This window comes from Pseudomonas sp. BNK-44-b (assembly GCF_047456245.1).
Lineage (GTDB): Bacteria > Pseudomonadota > Gammaproteobacteria > Pseudomonadales > Pseudomonadaceae > Aquipseudomonas > Aquipseudomonas machongensis.
This window is the reverse complement of the sequence record NZ_CP179908.1, coordinates 5,001-22,876: the sequence shown is the minus strand read 5'-3', so window position 1 is coordinate 22,876 and position 17,876 is coordinate 5,001. Positions and strand designations below refer to the sequence as shown.

The following is a 17,876-nucleotide window of genomic DNA, read 5'->3' as shown; positions in this document are numbered from 1 at the left end:
AATTAGAAGCGGTAGTGCGAGAACGCTTTGTTGGCTTCGGCCATACGGTGCACGTCTTCACGCTTCTTGACTGCAGCACCCTTGCCTTCGGCAGCATCCAGCAGCTCGCCGGCCAGGCGCAGGGCCATCGACTTCTCGCCGCGCTTGCGGGCGTAGTCTACGAGCCAGCGCATTGCCAGAGCGTTACGACGGGATGGACGAACTTCAACCGGAACCTGGTAAGTGGCACCGCCGACACGACGGGACTTTACTTCGACCAGCGGAGCGATGGCGTCGAGAGCTTTCTCGAAGATTTCCAGGGGGTCGCTGTTCTTGCGTGCTTTGACAGTATCCAGGGCACCGTAAACGATGCGCTCGGCTACGGCCTTCTTGCCGCTTTCCATCACGTGGTTCATGAACTTGGCGAGGATCTGAGATCCGTATTTCGGATCGTCAAGGATCTCACGTTTTGCTGCTACACGACGTCTTGGCATGATAAGCCCTCAAACGGTCTTCAGGTTAGCCCGGGACGCGGGTCTTCGACCCCTGCCCGACCTTACTCTTATCGACTCAAATAAATGGATGTCTGCAAACGACCGATTACTTCGGACGCTTGGTACCGTACTTCGAACGGCCCTGGTTACGGCCTTTGACGCCCGAAGTATCCAGAGAGCCGCGAACGGTGTGGTAACGAACACCTGGCAAGTCTTTTACACGGCCGCCACGGATCAGGACGACGCTGTGCTCTTGCAGGTTGTGGCCTTCACCGCCGATGTACGAGGAAACCTCGAAACCGTTGGTCAGACGCACACGGCATACTTTACGCAGTGCCGAGTTAGGTTTTTTCGGCGTGGTGGTGTACACACGGGTGCACACGCCACGACGCTGCGGGCAGTTCTGCAGCGCAGGAACGTCGGACTTCTCGACCGAACGCTTGCGCGGCTGACGTACCAGCTGGTTGATAGTTGCCATCTACTAGCTCCACTGATTGTCTTGCGACTCTATTGTCTTGCAAGAAAGCCAAAAATTGGCGAGACGGAGCCTCACCAAATTTAAGGGTACAAAAGTCTAAAGAGGATCTTGCACCCAGTCAAGACAAGGCCCCGACCCTTCCTGCCCGATCATCGGCAACAAATCATGTCACCGAGACTCGGGAGGAAGGGGCCGGGGCCCCGCCTCTTCTTAGTTACCGCTGGAGTTCAGCGCTTCGGTCAGTGCGGCTTCCACCTCACTGGCGCTCACACGCAGCGGCTTGTCGGCATCACGGCGACGCTTGCGCTCGCTGTGGTACGCCAGACCGGTACCGGCCGGGATCAGACGACCCACGACCACGTTCTCTTTCAGGCCACGCAGGTAGTCGCGCTTGCCGGTTACCGCCGCTTCGGTCAGTACGCGGGTGGTTTCCTGGAAGGAAGCCGCGGAGATGAACGACTCGGTCGACAACGACGCCTTGGTGATACCCAGCAGGACACGGGTGAACTTGGAGATGAACTTGTCTTCGCCAGCCAGACGCTCGTTCTCTACCAGTACCTGGGTCAGCTCCATCTGGTCGCCCTTGATGAAGCTGGAATCGCCCGACTCGCTGATCTCGACCTTGCGCAGCATCTGGCGCAGGATGGTCTCGATGTGCTTGTCGTTGATCTTCACGCCCTGCAGACGGTAAACGTCCTGGATCTCGTTGACGATGTATTTCGCCAGCGCGCTGACACCCAGCAGACGCAGGATGTCGTGCGGATCACTTGGACCGTCGGAGATGACTTCGCCGCGGTTTACCTGTTCGCCTTCGAAGACGTTCAGGTGGCGCCACTTCGGAATCAGCTCTTCGTACGGATCGCTGCCGTCGGTCGGCGTGATGACCAGGCGACGCTTGCCCTTGGTCTCTTTACCGAACGCGATGGTACCGCTGACTTCAGCCAGGATCGACGCTTCCTTCGGACGACGCGCTTCGAACAGGTCGGCAACGCGCGGCAGACCACCGGTGATGTCACGGGTCTTCGACGTTTCTTGCGGGATACGCGCGATAACGTCACCGACGCCGATCTGGGCACCGTCAGCCACACCGACGAGGGCGTTGGCCGGCAGGAAGTACTGAGCCGGCACGTCGGTACCCGGCAGGTACAGATCCTTGCCGTTGGCATCGACCATCTTGATGGCCGGACGGATTTCCTTGCCAGCAGCAGGGCGATCCTTGACGTCCAGGACTTCAATGTTGGTCAGGCCGGTCAGTTCGTCGGTCTGGCGCTTGATCGTGATGTTTTCTTCCATGCCCACGAAGGTCACGGTACCTTTCAGCTCGGTAACGATCGGGTGGGTGTGCGGGTCCCACTTGGCGACGATGGCGCCAGCTTCGACCTTCTCACCTTCCTTGACCGAGATCACGGCACCGTAAGGCAGCTTGTAGCGCTCACGCTCACGACCGAACTCGTCGGCAATGGCCAGCTCGCCGGAACGCGATACCGCGACCAGGTTGCCATCGGCACGCTCGACCTGCTTCAGGTTGTGCAGACGTACCATACCGCCGTTCTTCACCTGGACGCTGTCGGCAGCCGAGGTACGGCTTGCAGCACCACCGATGTGGAAGGTACGCATGGTCAGCTGGGTACCCGGCTCACCGATCGACTGTGCAGCGATGACGCCGACAGCTTCACCGATGTTCACCTGGTGACCACGAGCCAGGTCACGACCGTAGCACTTGGCGCAGATGCCGTAGCGGGTTTCGCAGCTGATCGGCGAACGCACGATCACTTCGTCGATGCTGTTCAGCTCGATGAACTCGACCCACTTCTCGTCGACCAGGGTGCCAGCAGGAACGATGACGTCCTCGGTACCAGGCTTGAACACGTCGCGGGCGATGACACGACCCAGAACACGCTCACCCAGCGGCTCTACAACGTCGCCACCTTCGATGTGCGGCGTCATCAACAGGCCCTGGTCGGTGCCGCAGTCGATCTCGGTCACGACCAGATCCTGCGCCACGTCTACCAGACGGCGAGTCAGGTAACCGGAGTTCGCAGTCTTCAGTGCGGTATCCGCCAGACCTTTACGAGCACCGTGGGTCGAGATGAAGTACTGCAGTACGCTCAGACCTTCACGGAAGTTCGCAGTGATCGGCGTCTCGATGATCGAGCCGTCCGGCTTGGCCATCAGACCACGCATACCAGCCAGCTGACGAATCTGTGCAGCGGAACCCCGCGCACCCGAGTCAGCCATCATGTACATCGAGTTGAAGGACTCTTGCTCGACTTCCTTGCCCTCGCGGTCGATGACCTTCTCTTTCGAGAGGTTGGCCATCATCGCCTTGGACACTTCGTCGTTCGCCTTCGACCACAAGTCGATGACCTTGTTGTACTTCTCGCCCTGGGTAACCAGGCCGGAGGCGTACTGGCTCTCGATTTCCTTCACTTCATCGGTGGCAGTACCGATAATGCGGGCTTTTTCGTCCGGGATAACGAAGTCGTTAACACCGATCGAGACGCCGGAAATGGTCGAGTAAGCGAAACCGGTGTACATCAGCTGGTCAGCGAAGATCACGGTCTCTTTCAGACCAACCACGCGGTAGCACTGGTTGATCAGCTTGGAGATCGCCTTCTTCTTCATGGGCTGGTTGACCACGTCGTACGGCAGACCTGCCGGAACGACCTGGAACAGCAGCGCACGGCCAACGGTGGTGTCGACGATACGGGTGTTCTTGGTGACGCTGCCATCACGGTCTTTCACGGTCTCGTTGATACGGACCTTGATTTTCGCGTGCAGGGCAGCCTCGCCGGCGCGGAATACGCGGTCAACTTCCTGCAGGTCGGCGAACACGCGACCTTCGCCCTTGGCGTTGATGGCTTCGCGGGTCATGTAGTACAGACCCAGTACGACGTCCTGCGAAGGAACGATGATCGGCTCACCGTTGGCTGGCGACAGGATGTTGTTGGTCGACATCATCAGCGCGCGCGCTTCGAGCTGGGCTTCCAGGGTCAGCGGCACGTGAACGGCCATCTGGTCACCGTCGAAGTCGGCGTTGTACGCAGCACAGACCAGCGGGTGCAGCTGGATCGCCTTGCCTTCGATCAGCACCGGCTCGAACGCCTGGATACCCAGACGGTGCAGCGTCGGTGCACGGTTCAGCAGGACGGGGTGTTCGCGGATGACTTCGGCGAGAACGTCCCAGACCTCTGGCAACTCGCGCTCGACCATCTTCTTGGCCGCCTTGATGGTGGTCGCCAGACCACGCATTTCCAGCTTGCCGAAAATGAACGGCTTGAACAGCTCGAGGGCCATCTTCTTCGGCAGACCGCACTGATGCAGACGCAGGGTCGGACCTACGGTAATTACCGAACGACCGGAGTAGTCCACGCGCTTACCGAGCAAGTTCTGACGGAAGCGACCTTGCTTACCTTTGATCATGTCGGCCAGCGACTTCAGCGGACGCTTGTTCGAGCCAGTGATGGCGCGACCGCGACGGCCGTTGTCGAGCAGGGCATCGACTGCTTCCTGCAGCATGCGCTTTTCGTTGCGCACGATGATGTCCGGCGCCGACAGATCGAGCAGGCGCTTCAGACGGTTGTTACGGTTGATCACCCGACGATACAGGTCGTTCAGGTCGGAGGTCGCAAAGCGGCCACCATCCAGCGGAACCAGCGGACGCAGGTCCGGCGGCAGCACTGGCAGGACGGTCAGGACCATCCACTCAGGCAGGTTGCCCGAGCCCTGGAAAGCTTCCATCAGCTTCAGGCGCTTGGACAGCTTCTTGATCTTGGTTTCCGAGTTGGTTTGCGGAATTTCTTCACGCAGACGGCCAATCTCGTGCTCCAGGTCGATCGCGTGCAGCAGCTCGCGAACAGCCTCGGCACCCATGCGGGCGTCGAAGTCGTCACCGAACTCTTCCAGCGCTTCGAAGTACTGCTCGTCGTTCAGCAGCTGACCCTTCTCGAGGGTGGTCATGCCTGGATCGATCACCACGTAGCTCTCGAAGTAGAGCACGCGCTCGATGTCACGCAGGGTCATGTCCATCAGCAGGCCGATACGGGACGGCAGCGACTTCAGGAACCAGATGTGGGCGACCGGCGAGGCCAGTTCGATGTGCGCCATGCGCTCACGACGAACCTTGGCCAGGGCAACTTCAACGCCGCACTTCTCGCAGATCACACCGCGGTGCTTGAGGCGCTTGTACTTGCCGCACAGGCACTCGTAGTCCTTGACTGGGCCAAAGATCTTGGCGCAGAACAGGCCGTCACGCTCAGGTTTGAACGTACGGTAGTTGATGGTTTCCGGCTTCTTAACTTCACCGAACGACCACGAACGGATCATTTCAGGCGACGCCAGACCGATGCGGATGGCGTCGAACTCTTCGACTTGACCCTGGTTTTTCAGCAAATTCAGTAGGTCTTTCAAGGCCTTTCCTCCTGGCGGAGCAGGAAGCGGGCTATACCAGCCCCGCTCCCCTTCGCGTCACGTGTTATTCGGTTTCCAGATCGATATCGATACCGAGCGAACGGATCTCTTTGATCAACACGTTGAAGGACTCGGGCATGCCCGGCTCCATACGGTGATCGCCATCCACGATGTTCTTGTACATCTTGGTACGGCCGTTCACGTCGTCCGACTTCACTGTGAGCATTTCTTGCAGGGTGTATGCCGCGCCGTATGCTTCCAGCGCCCACACTTCCATCTCCCCGAAACGCTGACCACCGAACTGCGCCTTACCACCCAACGGCTGCTGGGTAACCAGGCTGTAGGAACCAGTGGAACGCGCGTGCATCTTGTCGTCCACCAAGTGGTTCAGCTTGAGCATGTACATGTAACCAACGGTCACAGGACGCTCGAACTTGTTGCCGGTACGGCCGTCGAACAGCACCATCTGGCCGCTCTCTGGCAGGTCGGCCAGCTTCAGCATGGCCTTGATCTCACGCTCCTTGGCACCGTCGAAGACAGGCGTCGCCATCGGCACACCTTTCTTGAGGTTGTTGGCCAGGGCGAAGATCTCTGCGTCGGAGAACTCGTCGAGGTTTTCCTGACGACCACCGATCTCGTTATAGATCTCGGTCAGGAAGGTACGCAGCTCGGCTGCCTTGCGCTGTTCTTCGATCATGCGGTCGATCTTCTCGCCCAGACCTTTGGCCGCCAGGCCCAGGTGGGTTTCGAGAATCTGACCGACGTTCATACGCGAAGGTACGCCCAGCGGGTTCAGTACGACGTCGACCGGAGTACCGTTGGCGTCGTGCGGCATGTCTTCTACCGGCATGATCACCGAGACGACACCCTTGTTACCGTGACGACCGGCCATCTTGTCACCCGGCTGGATGCGACGGCGGATTGCCAGGTAGACCTTGACGATCTTCAGTACGCCTGGAGCCAGGTCATCGCCCTGCTGCAGCTTGCGCTTCTTGTCTTCGAACTTGTCGTCCAGCAGACGGCGACGATCGACGATGTACTGCTGAGCCTTTTCCAGCTGCTCGTTCAGTGCATCTTCGGCCATGCGCAGTTTGAACCACTGGCCGTGCTCCAGACCGTTCAGTACGTCGTCAGTGATCACGGTGCCTTTCTTCAGGCCCGCACCACCGTCGACCACCTGGCCGTTCAGAGCCGAACGCAGACGCTCGAAGGTTGCGCCTTCGACGATGCGGAACTCTTCGTTGAGGTCCTTGCGGATCTCGTCCAGCTGCATCTTCTCGATGGCCAGGGCGCGGCTGTCGCGCTCGACGCCATCACGGGTGAAGACCTGTACGTCGATGACGGTGCCCTTGGTGCCGGTCGGCACGCGCAGGGAAGTGTCTTTGACGTCGCTGGCCTTCTCACCGAAGATCGCACGCAGCAGTTTCTCTTCCGGCGTCAGCTGGGTCTCGCCTTTCGGAGTGACCTTGCCGACCAGGATGTCACCGGCGCCGACTTCGGCACCGACGTAGACGATACCGGCTTCGTCCAGCTTGTTCAGCGCAGCCTCACCCACGTTCGGGATGTCCGCGGTGATTTCCTCTGGGCCAAGCTTGGTGTCACGAGCCACACAGGTCAGTTCCTGGATGTGGATCGTGGTGAAGCGGTCTTCCTGAACCACACGCTCGGACAGGCAGATGGAGTCTTCGAAGTTGAAGCCGTTCCACGCCATGAACGCGATGCGCATGTTCTGGCCCAGTGCCAGTTCACCCATATCGGTGGACGGACCGTCAGCCATGATGTCGCCACGCGCAACCACATCACCCTTGCTCACCAGCGGGCGCTGGTTGATGCAGGTGTTCTGGTTCGAACGGGTGTACTTGGTCAGGTTGTAGATATCCACACCTGCTTCACCGGTCTCGACTTCGTCGTCAGCTACACGCACGACGATACGGCTGGCGTCGACCGAGTCGATCACACCACCACGGCGAGCCACGACGCAGACGCCGGAGTCACGGGCGACGTTGCGCTCCATGCCGGTACCTACCAGCGGCTTGTCCGCACGCAGGGTCGGTACAGCCTGACGCTGCATGTTCGAACCCATCAACGCACGGTTGGCGTCGTCGTGCTCGAGGAACGGAATCAGCGAGGCAGCAACGGAAACAACCTGCTTCGGCGAAACGTCCATCAGGGTGACGTCTTCCGGCGCCTTGACGGTGAATTCGTTCAGGTGACGGACCGCTACCAGCTCGTCGATCAGGTGCTTCTGCTCGTTCATCGCAGCCGAAGCCTGGGCGATGACGTGATCAGCTTCTTCGATCGCCGACAGGAACACGATGTCGTCGGTGACCACACCCTCTTTCACTACACGGTACGGGCTTTCCAGGAAGCCGTACTGGTTGGTGCGGGCGTAGGCCGCCAGGGAGTTGATCAGACCGATGTTCGGACCTTCCGGCGTTTCGATCGGGCACACGCGGCCGTAGTGGGTCGGGTGTACGTCACGGACTTCGAAGCCGGCGCGCTCACGGGTCAGACCGCCAGGGCCGAGTGCGGAGACACGACGCTTGTGGGTGATCTCGGAGAGCGGGTTGTTCTGGTCCATGAACTGCGAGAGCTGGCTGGAACCGAAGAACTCCTTCACCGCCGCCGCAACCGGCTTGGCGTTGATCAGGTCCTGCGGCATCAGGCCTTCGCTTTCGGCCATCGACAGACGCTCTTTGACCGCACGCTCGACGCGCACCAGGCCAACGCGGAACTGGTTCTCGGCCATCTCGCCGACACAACGCACGCGACGGTTACCCAGGTGGTCGATGTCGTCGACGATGCCCTTGCCGTTACGGATGTCGACCAGGGTCTTCAGTACATCGACGATGTCTTCCTTGCTCAGCACGCCCGAACCTTCGATCTCGGTGCGACCGATACGACGGTTGAACTTCATGCGGCCTACGGCGGACAGGTCGTAACGCTCGGCGCTGAAGAACAGGTTGTTGAACAGGGTCTCGGCGGCGTCCTTGGTTGGTGGCTCGCCTGGACGCATCATGCGATAGATTTCGACCAACGCTTCCAGCTGGTTGCTGGTGGTATCGATCTTCAGCGTGTCGGCGATGAACGGACCGCAATCGATGTCGTTGGTGTACAGGGTCTCGATGCGGACGACCTGGGCCTTGGCGATCTTGACCAGCAGATCGGTGGTCAGCTCGGTGTTGCACTCGGCCAGGATTTCACCAGTTGCCGGGTGCACGATGGCCTTGGCAGTGGTACGGCCAATCATGTACTCGAGCGGAACGTCCAGCTGCTTGACGCCAGCTTTCTCGATCTGGTTGATGTGGCGCGCAGTGATACGGCGGCCTTGCTCGACGATGACCTTGCCGGTCTCGTCGGTGATGTCCATTACCGCAACTTCACCGCGCAGACGCTGGGCAACCAGCTCCAGGCTCAGCTTCTCACCGGAAACGTGGAACACGTTGGTGGTATAGAAGGTGTCCAGGATCTCTTCGGTGCTGTAGCCCAGGGCGCGCAGCAGTACGGAGGCCGGCAGCTTGCGGCGACGGTCGATACGGACGAACACGCAGTCCTTCGGATCGAACTCGAAGTCGAGCCAGGAGCCGCGGTAAGGAATGATGCGAGCGGAGTACAGCAGCTTGCCGGAGCTGTGAGTCTTGCCACGGTCGTGGTCGAAGAACACACCAGGCGAACGGTGCAGCTGGGAAACGATCACACGCTCGGTACCGTTGATAACGAAGGTACCGTTCTCAGTCATCAGGGGAATTTCACCCATGTAGACTTCTTGCTCTTTGATGTCCTTGATCGCTTTGTTCGACGATTCCTTGTCGAAGATGATCAGGCGCACCTTGACCCGCAGTGGGACCGCGAAGGTCACGCCACGCAGGACACATTCCTTCACATCGAAGGCAGGCTCGCCCAGGCGATAGCCTACGTACTCCAGGGCAGCATTGCCGGAGTAGCTGATGATCGGGAATACCGATTTGAAGGCCGCATGCAGACCGACGTCGCGGAACTGATCCTTGGATGCTCCCGCCTGCAGGAATTCGCGATACGAATCCAGCTGGATGGCCAGGAGATACGGCACATCCATGACGTCCGGCAACTTGCTAAAGTCCTTGCGGATACGTTTTTTCTCAGTGTATGAGTAAGCCATCAGCGTTCCCCAGCTTGGTCACCTGCTTGTTTGGCTTCTCCCGGCGGGAGCAGCCAGAAAATCGTGCAAACCCCTTGGTTTGCGCCACCCACATGGGTGTCTTGCAGCTCATTATCGGGGCCGACATGATCGGCCACCAATAACGGAAAAAGGCCGGTGGCACAGGCCACCAGCCATCAGCCCTACGCTTGACGCTCAGGCTGCAGTCGCAAAGTCGAAATTACTTCAGCTCGACTTTAGCGCCAGCTTCTTCCAGCTTCTTCTTAGCGTCTTCAGCGGCTTCTTTCGAAACGCCTTCAGCTACAACCTGAGGAGCGCCATCGACTTTCTCTTTGGCTTCTTTCAGGCCCAGACCGGTCAGTTCGCGAACGGCTTTGATAACGTTCACTTTCTTGTCGCCGGCTTCAACCAGGACAACGTTGAACTCGGTCTGCTCTTCAACAACGGCGGCGGCAGCAGCTGGGCCAGCGGCAACAGCGGCAGCAGCGGTAACGCCGAAGGTTTCTTCCATTGCTTTGATCAGTTCAACAATTTCCAGAACGGTTTTCTGGCCGATTGCTTCGATGATTTGCTCGTTAGTCAGAGACATGACTATGAATTCCTGTATTGGGGGACAGCCTTACACGGCCATCAAATTAAACGTTTGATTTCGAGAGAAGCTACGCCGCCTTAGGCAGCAGCGGCTTCTTTCTGGTCGCGCAGAGCTGCCAGGGTACGAGCCAGCTTGCTGGTTGCACCTTGGATTACGCTCATCAGCTGTGCGATAGCCTCGTCGCGAGTTGGCAGGGTTGCCAGCACGTCGATCTGGTTAGCGGCAAGGAACTTGCCGTCGAACGCAGCTGCCTTGATCTCGAACTTGTCCTGACCCTTGGCGAATTCCTTGAACAGACGGGCAGCAGCGCCCGGGTGTTCGTTGGAGAACGCAATCAGGGTAGGGCCGGTGAAGGCGTCGTTGAGGACACTGAATTCAGTGTCAGCAACAGCGCGCTTGAGCAGGGTGTTACGTACGACACGCACGTATACGCCAGCTTCACGAGCCTCTTTACGGAGTCCGGTCATTGCGCCTACAGTCACACCACGGGCATCGGCCACGACAGCGGACAGAGCGACTTTGGCAGCCTCGTTGACTTCAGCGACGATGGCCTTCTTGTCTTCGAGTTTAATTGCCACGGGTTTACTCCTGGTTTCTACCGTTTCATCTGGCCGAGGCCGGATGTCGTTTTGGTGTCTGACTCGCGAGCGAATCGGGAGCACCATCTGCGTAGGCTTGTGTTTTAAGACTTGCGTCGCCTACGGTCTTGGATAGCCCCCGCCAGGCAGGGACCCCAATCTTGTTGCAGTCGGCGCGCTCGAGAGACCGCGCCGACTTTGCATTACACGTTCAGCGAGCTCTGATCGATGATCAGACCTGGGCCCATGGTGGTGCTCAGGGTAACGCGCTTGACGTAGATACCTTTCGAGGAAGCCGGCTTGATACGCTTCAGATCAGCGATCAGGGCTTCAACGTTTTCCTTCAGCTTGTCGGCTTCGAAGCCGATCTTGCCAACGGAGGTGTGGATGATACCGTTCTTGTCGGTACGGTAGCGAACCTGACCAGCCTTGGCGTTTTTCACGGCAGTGGCTACGTCTGGGGTCACGGTACCGACTTTCGGGTTAGGCATCAGGCCACGAGGACCCAGAACCTGACCCAGCTGACCGACAACGCGCATGGCATCCGGGGATGCGATGACGACGTCATAGTTCAGGTCGCCGCCTTTCATTTCGGCAGCCAGATCGTCCATACCTACGCGGTCAGCGCCGGCAGCCAGAGCGGCCTCGGCAGCTGGACCCTGGGTGAAGACAGCAACGCGTACGGTCTTGCCAGTGCCGTGCGGCAGCACAGTAGCGCTACGAACGACCTGGTCGGATTTACGCGGGTCAACACCGAGGTTTACGGCGATGTCGTACGACTCGACGAATTTGGCAGCCGGCAGCGAAGCCAGCAGGGTAGCGGCCTCTTCGAAGTTATAGGCCTTGCCTGCTTCGATTTTCTCGGCGATTGCCTTTTGACGCTTGGTCAGCTTAGCCATTACACACCCTCCACGTTCAGGCCCATGCTGCGGGCAGAGCCAGCGATGGTGCGTACAGCTGCATCCAGGTCAGCGGCGGTCAGATCAGCCTGTTTTGCCTTGGCGATATCTTCCAGCTGAGCGCGGGTGACGGTACCGACCTTGACGGTGTTCGGACGGGCCGAACCACTGGTCAGGCCAGCAGCTTTCTTCAGCAGAACCGAGGCAGGGGTGCTCTTGGTTTCGAAGGTGAAGCTACGGTCACTGTAAACAGTGATGATCACAGGAGTCGGCAGGCCGGCTTCTTGACCCTGAGTACGGGCGTTGAAGGCCTTGCAGAATTCCATGATGTTCACACCGTGTTGACCCAGTGCTGGACCAACGGGTGGGCTTGGGTTGGCCTGGCCGGCCTTTACTTGCAGCTTGATGTAAGCCTGAATCTTCTTAGCCATGAGCTACTCCAAAATCGGGTTCGAACGCCTGGTGGCTCCCCGGATGACTTGCGTTTTATCCCAGTGACGACAAAACCCCGCAGCACATAGGGCTGCGGGGTATGGGATGCGTCGCTCAGTTAGACCTTCTCGACCTGACTGAACTCAAGCTCTACCGGAGTAGAGCGACCGAAAATGAGCACTGCGACCTGCAGACGGCTCTTCTCGTAGTTAACCTCTTCGACGCTACCGTTGAAGTCGGCGAATGGACCGTCAATGACGCGAACCACTTCACCCGGCTCGAACAGCGTCTTCGGCTTCGGCTTGTCACTGCCGTCGGCAACGCGACGCAGAATAGCTTCTGCCTCTTTATCGGTGATCGGCGCGGGCTTGTCCGCGGTACCACCAATGAAACCCATGACTCGAGGGGTATCCTTGACCAAGTGCCAAGTCCCTTCGTTCATTTCCATCTGCACCAGGACATAGCCCGGGAAGAATTTACGCTCACTCTTGCGCTTCTGGCCGTTGCGCATTTCGACGACTTCTTCGGTCGGAACGAGAATCTCGCCAAACCCGTCTTCCATGCCTGCCAGCTTTACGCGCTCGATGAGGGAGCGCATGACATGCTTCTCGTAACCCGAGTAAGCATGCACAACATACCAACGCTTAGCCACGAGACACCCTTAGCCAACAATCAAGGAAACCAACCAGCCGAGCAGGGAATCCAGACCCCACAACAGCAGCGCCATCACGAGGACCACAGCCACCACGATCAACGTAGTTTGGGTAGTCTCCTGGCGGGTTGGCCACACGACTTTACGGATCTCGGTACGAGCTTCCTTCGCCAGCGTAAAGAACGACTTACCCTTCGCAGTCTGCAGAGCAACGAAGCCTGCGACAGCTGCCAGGGCGAGCAGCGCGAGAACGCGATACAGGATAGGAGCGGCGGAGTAATACTGATTACCCACGACACCTACGACAACCAATGCAACTACAGCCAGCCACTTGAACAGATCAAAACGCGATTCTTGGGCTTCAGTTTTGGGAGTCATCGGGGAGGATCCTGTAAGAAGAAAGCCAATCACACCGAGGTGAATGGCAGGTCAGGAGGGAATCGAACCCCCAACCTACGGTTTTGGAGACCGTCGCTCTGCCAATTGAGCTACTGACCTGTAACGCTGTATCAGGCCGGCCATTATGCCGGCCTGATTTAGATAAATCAACTACTTATTCAATAATCTTCGCTACAACACCGGCGCCGACGGTACGACCGCCTTCACGGATGGCGAAGCGCAGACCGTCTTCCATTGCGATGGTCTTGATCAGGGTGACAGTCATCTGAATGTTGTCACCTGGCATTACCATTTCAACGCCTTCCGGCAGTTCGCAGTTACCGGTCACGTCAGTGGTACGGAAGTAGAACTGAGGACGGTAGCCTTTGAAGAACGGAGTGTGACGACCGCCTTCTTCCTTCGACAGAACGTAGACTTCTGCGGTGAACTTGGTGTGCGGCTTGACCGAACCTGGCTTGACCAGAACCTGGCCACGCTCAACGTCGTCACGCTTGGTACCACGCAGCAGAACGCCGCAGTTCTCGCCAGCACGACCTTCGTCCAGCAGCTTGCGGAACATCTCAACACCGGTGCAGGTGGTGGTGGTGGTGTCACGCAGACCAACGATTTCCAGCGGATCCTGAACGCGGACGATGCCACGCTCGATACGGCCGGTAACAACGGTACCACGACCCGAGATCGAGAATACGTCTTCGATCGGCATCAGGAACGGCTGGTCGACGGCACGAACTGGCTCAGGGATGTAGGCATCCAGAGTTTCTACCAGCTTCTTGACAGCGGTAGTACCCATTTCGTTGTCGTCTTTGCCTTCCAGCGCCATACGAGCCGAACCGATGATGATCGGAGTGTCGTCGCCTGGGAAGTCGTAGGTGGACAGCAGGTCGCGAACTTCCATCTCGACCAGCTCCAGCAGCTCAGCGTCGTCTACCAGGTCAGCCTTGTTCAGGAAGACCACGATGTACGGAACGCCTACCTGACGGGACAGCAGGATGTGCTCACGGGTTTGTGGCATCGGACCATCGGCAGCCGAGCAAACCAGGATCGCACCGTCCATCTGGGCAGCACCGGTGATCATGTTCTTCACGTAGTCAGCGTGACCTGGGCAGTCAACGTGAGCATAGTGACGAATGTTCGAGTTGTACTCGACGTGAGCGGTGTTGATGGTGATACCGCGCGCTTTTTCTTCCGGAGCCGAGTCGATCTTGTCGAATTCAACGACTGCCGAACCGAAAACTTCGGAGCAGACGCGAGTCAGAGCTGCGGTCAGAGTGGTCTTACCGTGGTCAACGTGGCCGATAGTGCCGACGTTAACGTGGGGAAGGGAACGATCAAACTTTTCCTTAGCCATCGATACAGTCCTCCGCAGAAGAAATAGTCACTACGCTGATAAAACAAAGGCAGATATTTTCATATCTGCCTTGTTTATATGGAGCTCTTGAGCGGACTTGAACCGCTGACCTCACCCTTACCAAGGGTGTGCTCTACCAACTGAGCTACAAGAGCGAAACTCTTTGTGCCAAAACAGCAAACTTGGAGCGGGTAGCGGGAATCGAACCCGCATCATCAGCTTGGAAGGCTGAGGTTCTACCACTAAACTATACCCGCGGAGCTTGCAGCTCTCGCTAAAACTGGTGGAGGGAGAAGGATTCGAACCTTCGAAGCTCTCGCAACGGATTTACAGTCCGTCCCCTTTGGCCGCTCGGGAATCCCTCCAGACGTGGCGGGCATTCTATTTACCTGCCGGCCTGTAGTCAAGCATTTTTTTCAATTAAATCTGAAAGTTAGCTGCTTTGACTATGCTTCCGGTACTACCACCTGAGCGGTGTTCCCTGCGAAGCGGGCGCCATTCTATCAAGCTATTCGCCAGTTGCAATACCCTGGCAGAAAATAATTTTATGTTTTAAGTCTTTGAAATCACTGGAAAGACTGGCAATGACCGCCTCATCCAGCAAACGCTCGCTATCAGGGCTGACCTTGAGCCAGAAGCCGTCCGCGCCAGCCAACTGCCCCTGCACTGGCTGAGCGGCGATATCCAGGCTCAGCAACCGCTGGCGCAAGGCCACGAGCTCATCCTGCCCGGTAAATCCCCCCACCACCAGGCACTCATCCCTGCGTCTGGCGGGAGCCGCTGCTCCCGTCTCCCGAAGCAGGCGGATCTCCTGCTGACTTCCCTTGTAGAGGGAAAGGGGTGCAACTTCCTTGACCCGTACCGGCGCCTCCTGCTGCTGCCACACGTAATAGACGGCATTTAGCACTACCAACAGCAGAAACAACCAACGCATAGGCACCTCAACTCAAGGGGCAGGCCATCGCCAGGCCAACAAAGACCAGGTCCGGTACAACCCGCGCGCCAGGTGCAGACACCTGGACCAGGGGCGCATCGCCTCCCGTGAGGAAGACGCTGAACTCATTACCCCACAGCGCGCGCGCCTGATCGATCTGCGTATGGGCGAACCCCTGCAGCATCAGCACGCACCCACGTTCGACTGCCTCGACCGTGGAGCGCCCGGGCTCAAGACTGCTCAATGCTCGCTCGGCCGAGGCATCGTCATAACGAATACGGCGGGTATGGGTCCGCAGCTGGCTACGCATCAGAGGCATCCCCGGACAGATATATCCACCCAGGTGCTGACCATCCGCCGCCACGAAGTCCGCCTTGGCGGCTGTGCCAAAATCCATCACCAGGCAAGCCCCTTTGGCCAAGTGGAATGCACCGAGGGCGGCCAGCCAGCGATCCATGCCCAGGCGCTCATGATCTTCATAGCCATTGCGTACTCCCGCCATTTCAATGACAGGACGCGCAACCTGCACGTCAACAGCGAAGGCTTGCCTGATCGCCTCGCACAGCGCATCGGTTTCTTCCTCGCTGCGCACGCTGACCATCCGTGCACCCGCCAGGCGCGCGGCAGCCAGCCCTCCGACAGCGGCCAGCAGCGCCTGATCCGAATCGACGATACCGCCACCCACAATGGTGGCATCCGCAGCATGAATCACACGCCACTTGATAAAGCTATTACCGCAATCGAGCTCAAGAATCATCGCGCAACCTCAACCCGAGCTCTCCACCACTGAAGCTCTTCTCCACACCCTCGACATCCATGCGTAGACCGCCCTGCCCGTCCACACCCAGCACAATGCCATCGACCGTCTGATTGCCGGCGATCAGCGAGACCTTGCGCCCCTGCCACAGATGCGCCTGCTCCCATTCCTCCTGGAAAGCAGCGAAACCATAGCGACGATGGCGTGAAAGCTCATGCTGCAATTGCTGGTTCAACTGCGCAACCAGACGATTGCGATCAATGAGATCGCCAGTCTCCCGACGCATCGATGTCCATTGCTGGTCGACCTGATCATTGCTCTGCATGTTCACATTGATGCCGACACCTAGCACGACGTGACAGACATCCGCGGGGTCGCCAACCAGCTCCAGAAGAATGCCGACAATCTTCTTGTTAGCGACAAGAACGTCATTGGGCCATTTCAGCCCCGCTCCCTTTACACCGAACGTATGCAGCGTGCGCATTACCGCGAGGCCAACGACCAGACTCAGCCCCTCGAGCTGGCGCATGCCACCCTCTACCCGGAGCACCAGGCTGTAATAGAGATTCTCAGCGAACGGGCTGACCCAGTGTCGGCCGCGCCGACCACGACCAGCACTCTGGCGCTCGGCGAGCACCAGGAAGGGAGCTGCTTGCCCCTTCCCAATCAGACGCAGGGCCTCGGCATTGGTCGAATCTATCGAGTCATGGACAAGAACAGGCCATTGCTCACCCTGCGTGAATGCAGCAATCGCCGACGCCTCGAGCAGGCTCAATGGCGTAGCGAGCTGGTATCCACGACCACGCACCTTGTGAATGGTGAGGTTCAGCTCGCTTTCGAGGTGCTGCAGCTGCTTCCACACAGCACTGCGGCTTACCCCCATGGCTTCCCCCAGGGCCTGGCCAGAATGAAATCGGCCATCCTTGAGGAGATTCAACAACTTCAGCATGCCAGTCTCGACTTGGAATAAGGCTGGCATGATAGCCACGGGCTGCTGGATTGCATAGGAAAAGGGCTGGGATATCCCCGCGAGAAAGGGAGGGCGCCGATGTGTCCCGTGGCGTGCGCGGTGTCGGCGCGGGGGAGCGATGAGATCTGGCGAACGCCAGAAAGACAAAACCCCTACCTGCTCGCGCAGATAGGGGTTTTGCGAAATGAATCTTGACGATGACCTACTCTCACATGGGGAAACCCCACACTACCATCGGCGATGCATCGTTTCACTGCTGAGTTCGGGATGGGATCAGGTGGTTCCAATGCTCTATGGTCGTCAAGAAATTCGGTTGCCAGTGCGTCCTTGCAGACACGCCAGCCAATTCGGATATGTGATCTTTGTGAGTCGCTTCGAACTTTCGGTTCGTTTCGTCTTCACCACCGCAATCTGCAAGGCAGATTGCTTGGGTGTTATATGGTCAAGCCTCACGGGCAATTAGTATTGGTTAGCTCAACGCCTCACAGCGCTTACACACCCAACCTATCAACGTCGTAGTCTTCGACGGCCCTTTAGGGGATTCAAGATCCCAGTGAGATCTCATCTTGAGGCAAGTTTCCCGCTTAGATGCTTTCAGCGGTTATCTCTTCCGAACATAGCTACCCGGCAATGCCACTGGCGTGACAACCGGAACACCAGAGGTTCGTCCACTCCGGTCCTCTCGTACTAGGAGCAGCCCCTCTCAAATCTCAAACGTCCACGGCAGATAGGGACCGAACTGTCTCACGACGTTCTAAACCCAGCTCGCGTACCACTTTAAATGGCGAACAGCCATACCCTTGGGACCGGCTTCAG

14 protein-coding genes, 4 tRNA genes and 2 rRNA genes (1 of these 20 only partly in view) are annotated in these 17,876 nt (G+C 58.3%); all 20 read right to left on the bottom strand.

All coding sequences use genetic code 11. The features are described 5' to 3' along the window. Positions 1-2: 2 nt before the first annotated feature. Positions 3-473 (bottom strand): 30S ribosomal protein S7, encoded by a 471-nt coding sequence (gene rpsG / locus ACMGGG_RS00115; protein ID WP_003246741.1) that lies wholly within the window; start codon positions 471-473, stop codon positions 3-5. A 106-nt stretch (positions 474-579) separates the two neighbouring features. Continuing rightward, a complete protein-coding gene (rpsL, locus tag ACMGGG_RS00110) occupies positions 580-951 on the bottom strand; it encodes a 30S ribosomal protein S12 (protein ID WP_003255492.1) in 372 nt (123 codons plus the stop codon). A 210-nt stretch (positions 952-1,161) separates the two neighbouring features. Further along, the gene (gene rpoC / locus ACMGGG_RS00105) at positions 1,162-5,361 is read right to left on the bottom strand and encodes a DNA-directed RNA polymerase subunit beta' (protein ID WP_054893560.1); all 4,200 of its coding nucleotides are present in this window, start codon (positions 5,359-5,361) and stop codon (positions 1,162-1,164) included. 64 nt (positions 5,362-5,425) lie between these two features. Further along, on the bottom strand, positions 5,426-9,499 hold the full coding sequence (gene rpoB / locus ACMGGG_RS00100; protein ID WP_054926048.1) for a DNA-directed RNA polymerase subunit beta: 4,074 nt from the start codon (positions 9,497-9,499) through the stop codon (positions 5,426-5,428). 220 nt (positions 9,500-9,719) lie between these two features. Then, a complete protein-coding gene (gene rplL / locus ACMGGG_RS00095; protein ID WP_054893558.1) occupies positions 9,720-10,088 on the bottom strand; it encodes a 50S ribosomal protein L7/L12 in 369 nt (122 codons plus the stop codon). A gap of 80 nt (positions 10,089-10,168) precedes the next feature. Next, entirely contained in the window at positions 10,169-10,669 is a 501-nt protein-coding gene (gene rplJ, locus ACMGGG_RS00090; RefSeq protein WP_029614620.1) for a 50S ribosomal protein L10, read from the bottom strand. Between the two features lie 203 nt (positions 10,670-10,872). Continuing rightward, entirely contained in the window at positions 10,873-11,568 is a 696-nt protein-coding gene (gene rplA / locus ACMGGG_RS00085; protein ID WP_054893557.1) for a 50S ribosomal protein L1, read from the bottom strand. Beyond that, complete coding sequence (gene rplK, locus ACMGGG_RS00080; protein ID WP_003255500.1) at positions 11,568-11,999, bottom strand: 50S ribosomal protein L11; 432 nt, start codon at positions 11,997-11,999, stop codon at positions 11,568-11,570. Before rplK ends, rplA begins: the two co-directional genes overlap by 1 nt. Before the next feature lie 119 nt (positions 12,000-12,118). Beyond that, positions 12,119-12,652 carry a transcription termination/antitermination protein NusG gene (gene nusG, locus ACMGGG_RS00075; protein WP_003255501.1) on the bottom strand — a complete coding sequence of 178 codons (534 nt, stop codon included), beginning with the start codon at positions 12,650-12,652 and terminating at the stop codon, positions 12,119-12,121. 9 nt (positions 12,653-12,661) lie between these two features. Further along, positions 12,662-13,030, bottom strand: a complete 369-nt coding sequence (secE, locus tag ACMGGG_RS00070; RefSeq protein WP_063542475.1) for a preprotein translocase subunit SecE — start codon at positions 13,028-13,030, stop codon at positions 12,662-12,664. Positions 13,031-13,074: 44 nt separating this feature from the next. Next, positions 13,075-13,150, bottom strand: a tRNA-Trp gene (locus tag ACMGGG_RS00065). Between the two features lie 55 nt (positions 13,151-13,205). After that, positions 13,206-14,399 carry an elongation factor Tu gene (tuf, locus tag ACMGGG_RS00060; RefSeq protein WP_013970626.1) on the bottom strand — a complete coding sequence of 398 codons (1,194 nt, stop codon included), beginning with the start codon at positions 14,397-14,399 and terminating at the stop codon, positions 13,206-13,208. Between the two features lie 79 nt (positions 14,400-14,478). Then, positions 14,479-14,554 (bottom strand) — tRNA-Thr (locus ACMGGG_RS00055). A gap of 28 nt (positions 14,555-14,582) precedes the next feature. Then, positions 14,583-14,656 (bottom strand) — tRNA-Gly (locus tag ACMGGG_RS00050). 24 nt (positions 14,657-14,680) lie between these two features. After that, positions 14,681-14,764, bottom strand: a tRNA-Tyr gene (locus tag ACMGGG_RS00045). Positions 14,765-14,907: 143 nt separating this feature from the next. After that, the gene (locus ACMGGG_RS00040; protein ID WP_054895647.1) at positions 14,908-15,333 is read right to left on the bottom strand and encodes a hypothetical protein; all 426 of its coding nucleotides are present in this window, start codon (positions 15,331-15,333) and stop codon (positions 14,908-14,910) included. A gap of 7 nt (positions 15,334-15,340) precedes the next feature. Then, entirely contained in the window at positions 15,341-16,090 is a 750-nt protein-coding gene (locus ACMGGG_RS00035) for a pantothenate kinase (protein ID WP_151926570.1), read from the bottom strand. Continuing rightward, the gene (gene birA / locus ACMGGG_RS00030; RefSeq protein ID WP_054895649.1) at positions 16,080-17,039 is read right to left on the bottom strand and encodes a bifunctional biotin--[acetyl-CoA-carboxylase] ligase/biotin operon repressor BirA; all 960 of its coding nucleotides are present in this window, start codon (positions 17,037-17,039) and stop codon (positions 16,080-16,082) included. The genes ACMGGG_RS00035 and birA overlap by 11 nt, the downstream gene beginning before the upstream one ends. Positions 17,040-17,249: 210 nt before the next feature. Further along, a 5S ribosomal RNA gene (gene rrf, locus ACMGGG_RS00025) occupies positions 17,250-17,365 on the bottom strand. A 133-nt stretch (positions 17,366-17,498) separates the two neighbouring features. Beyond that, positions 17,499-17,876: ribosomal RNA gene (locus tag ACMGGG_RS00020) — 23S ribosomal RNA — on the bottom strand; it runs 2,515 nt beyond the window's last position.

Bases quoted from the DNA above. Each gene is read 5' to 3' on its own strand.
- rpsL (WP_003255492.1), bottom strand. From the start codon at position 951: ATGGCAACTATCAACCAGCTGGTACGTCAGCCGCGCAAGCGTTCGGTC.
- rplK (WP_003255500.1), bottom strand. From the start codon at position 11,999: ATGGCTAAGAAGATTCAGGCTTACATCAAGCTGCAAGTAAAGGCCGGC.
- birA (WP_054895649.1), bottom strand. From the start codon at position 17,039: ATGCTGAAGTTGTTGAATCTCCTCAAGGATGGCCGATTTCATTCTGGC.
- rplA (WP_054893557.1), bottom strand. From the start codon at position 11,568: ATGGCTAAGCTGACCAAGCGTCAAAAGGCAATCGCCGAGAAAATCGAA.
- ACMGGG_RS00040 (WP_054895647.1), bottom strand. From the start codon at position 15,333: ATGCGTTGGTTGTTTCTGCTGTTGGTAGTGCTAAATGCCGTCTATTAC.
- tuf (WP_013970626.1), bottom strand. From the start codon at position 14,399: ATGGCTAAGGAAAAGTTTGATCGTTCCCTTCCCCACGTTAACGTCGGC.
- secE (WP_063542475.1), bottom strand. From the start codon at position 13,030: ATGACTCCCAAAACTGAAGCCCAAGAATCGCGTTTTGATCTGTTCAAG.
- rpoB (WP_054926048.1), bottom strand. From the start codon at position 9,499: ATGGCTTACTCATACACTGAGAAAAAACGTATCCGCAAGGACTTTAGC.
- rplL (WP_054893558.1), bottom strand. From the start codon at position 10,088: ATGTCTCTGACTAACGAGCAAATCATCGAAGCAATCGGCCAGAAAACC.
- rpsG (WP_003246741.1), bottom strand. From the start codon at position 473: ATGCCAAGACGTCGTGTAGCAGCAAAACGTGAGATCCTTGACGATCCG.
- ACMGGG_RS00035 (WP_151926570.1), bottom strand. From the start codon at position 16,090: ATGATTCTTGAGCTCGATTGCGGTAATAGCTTTATCAAGTGGCGTGTG.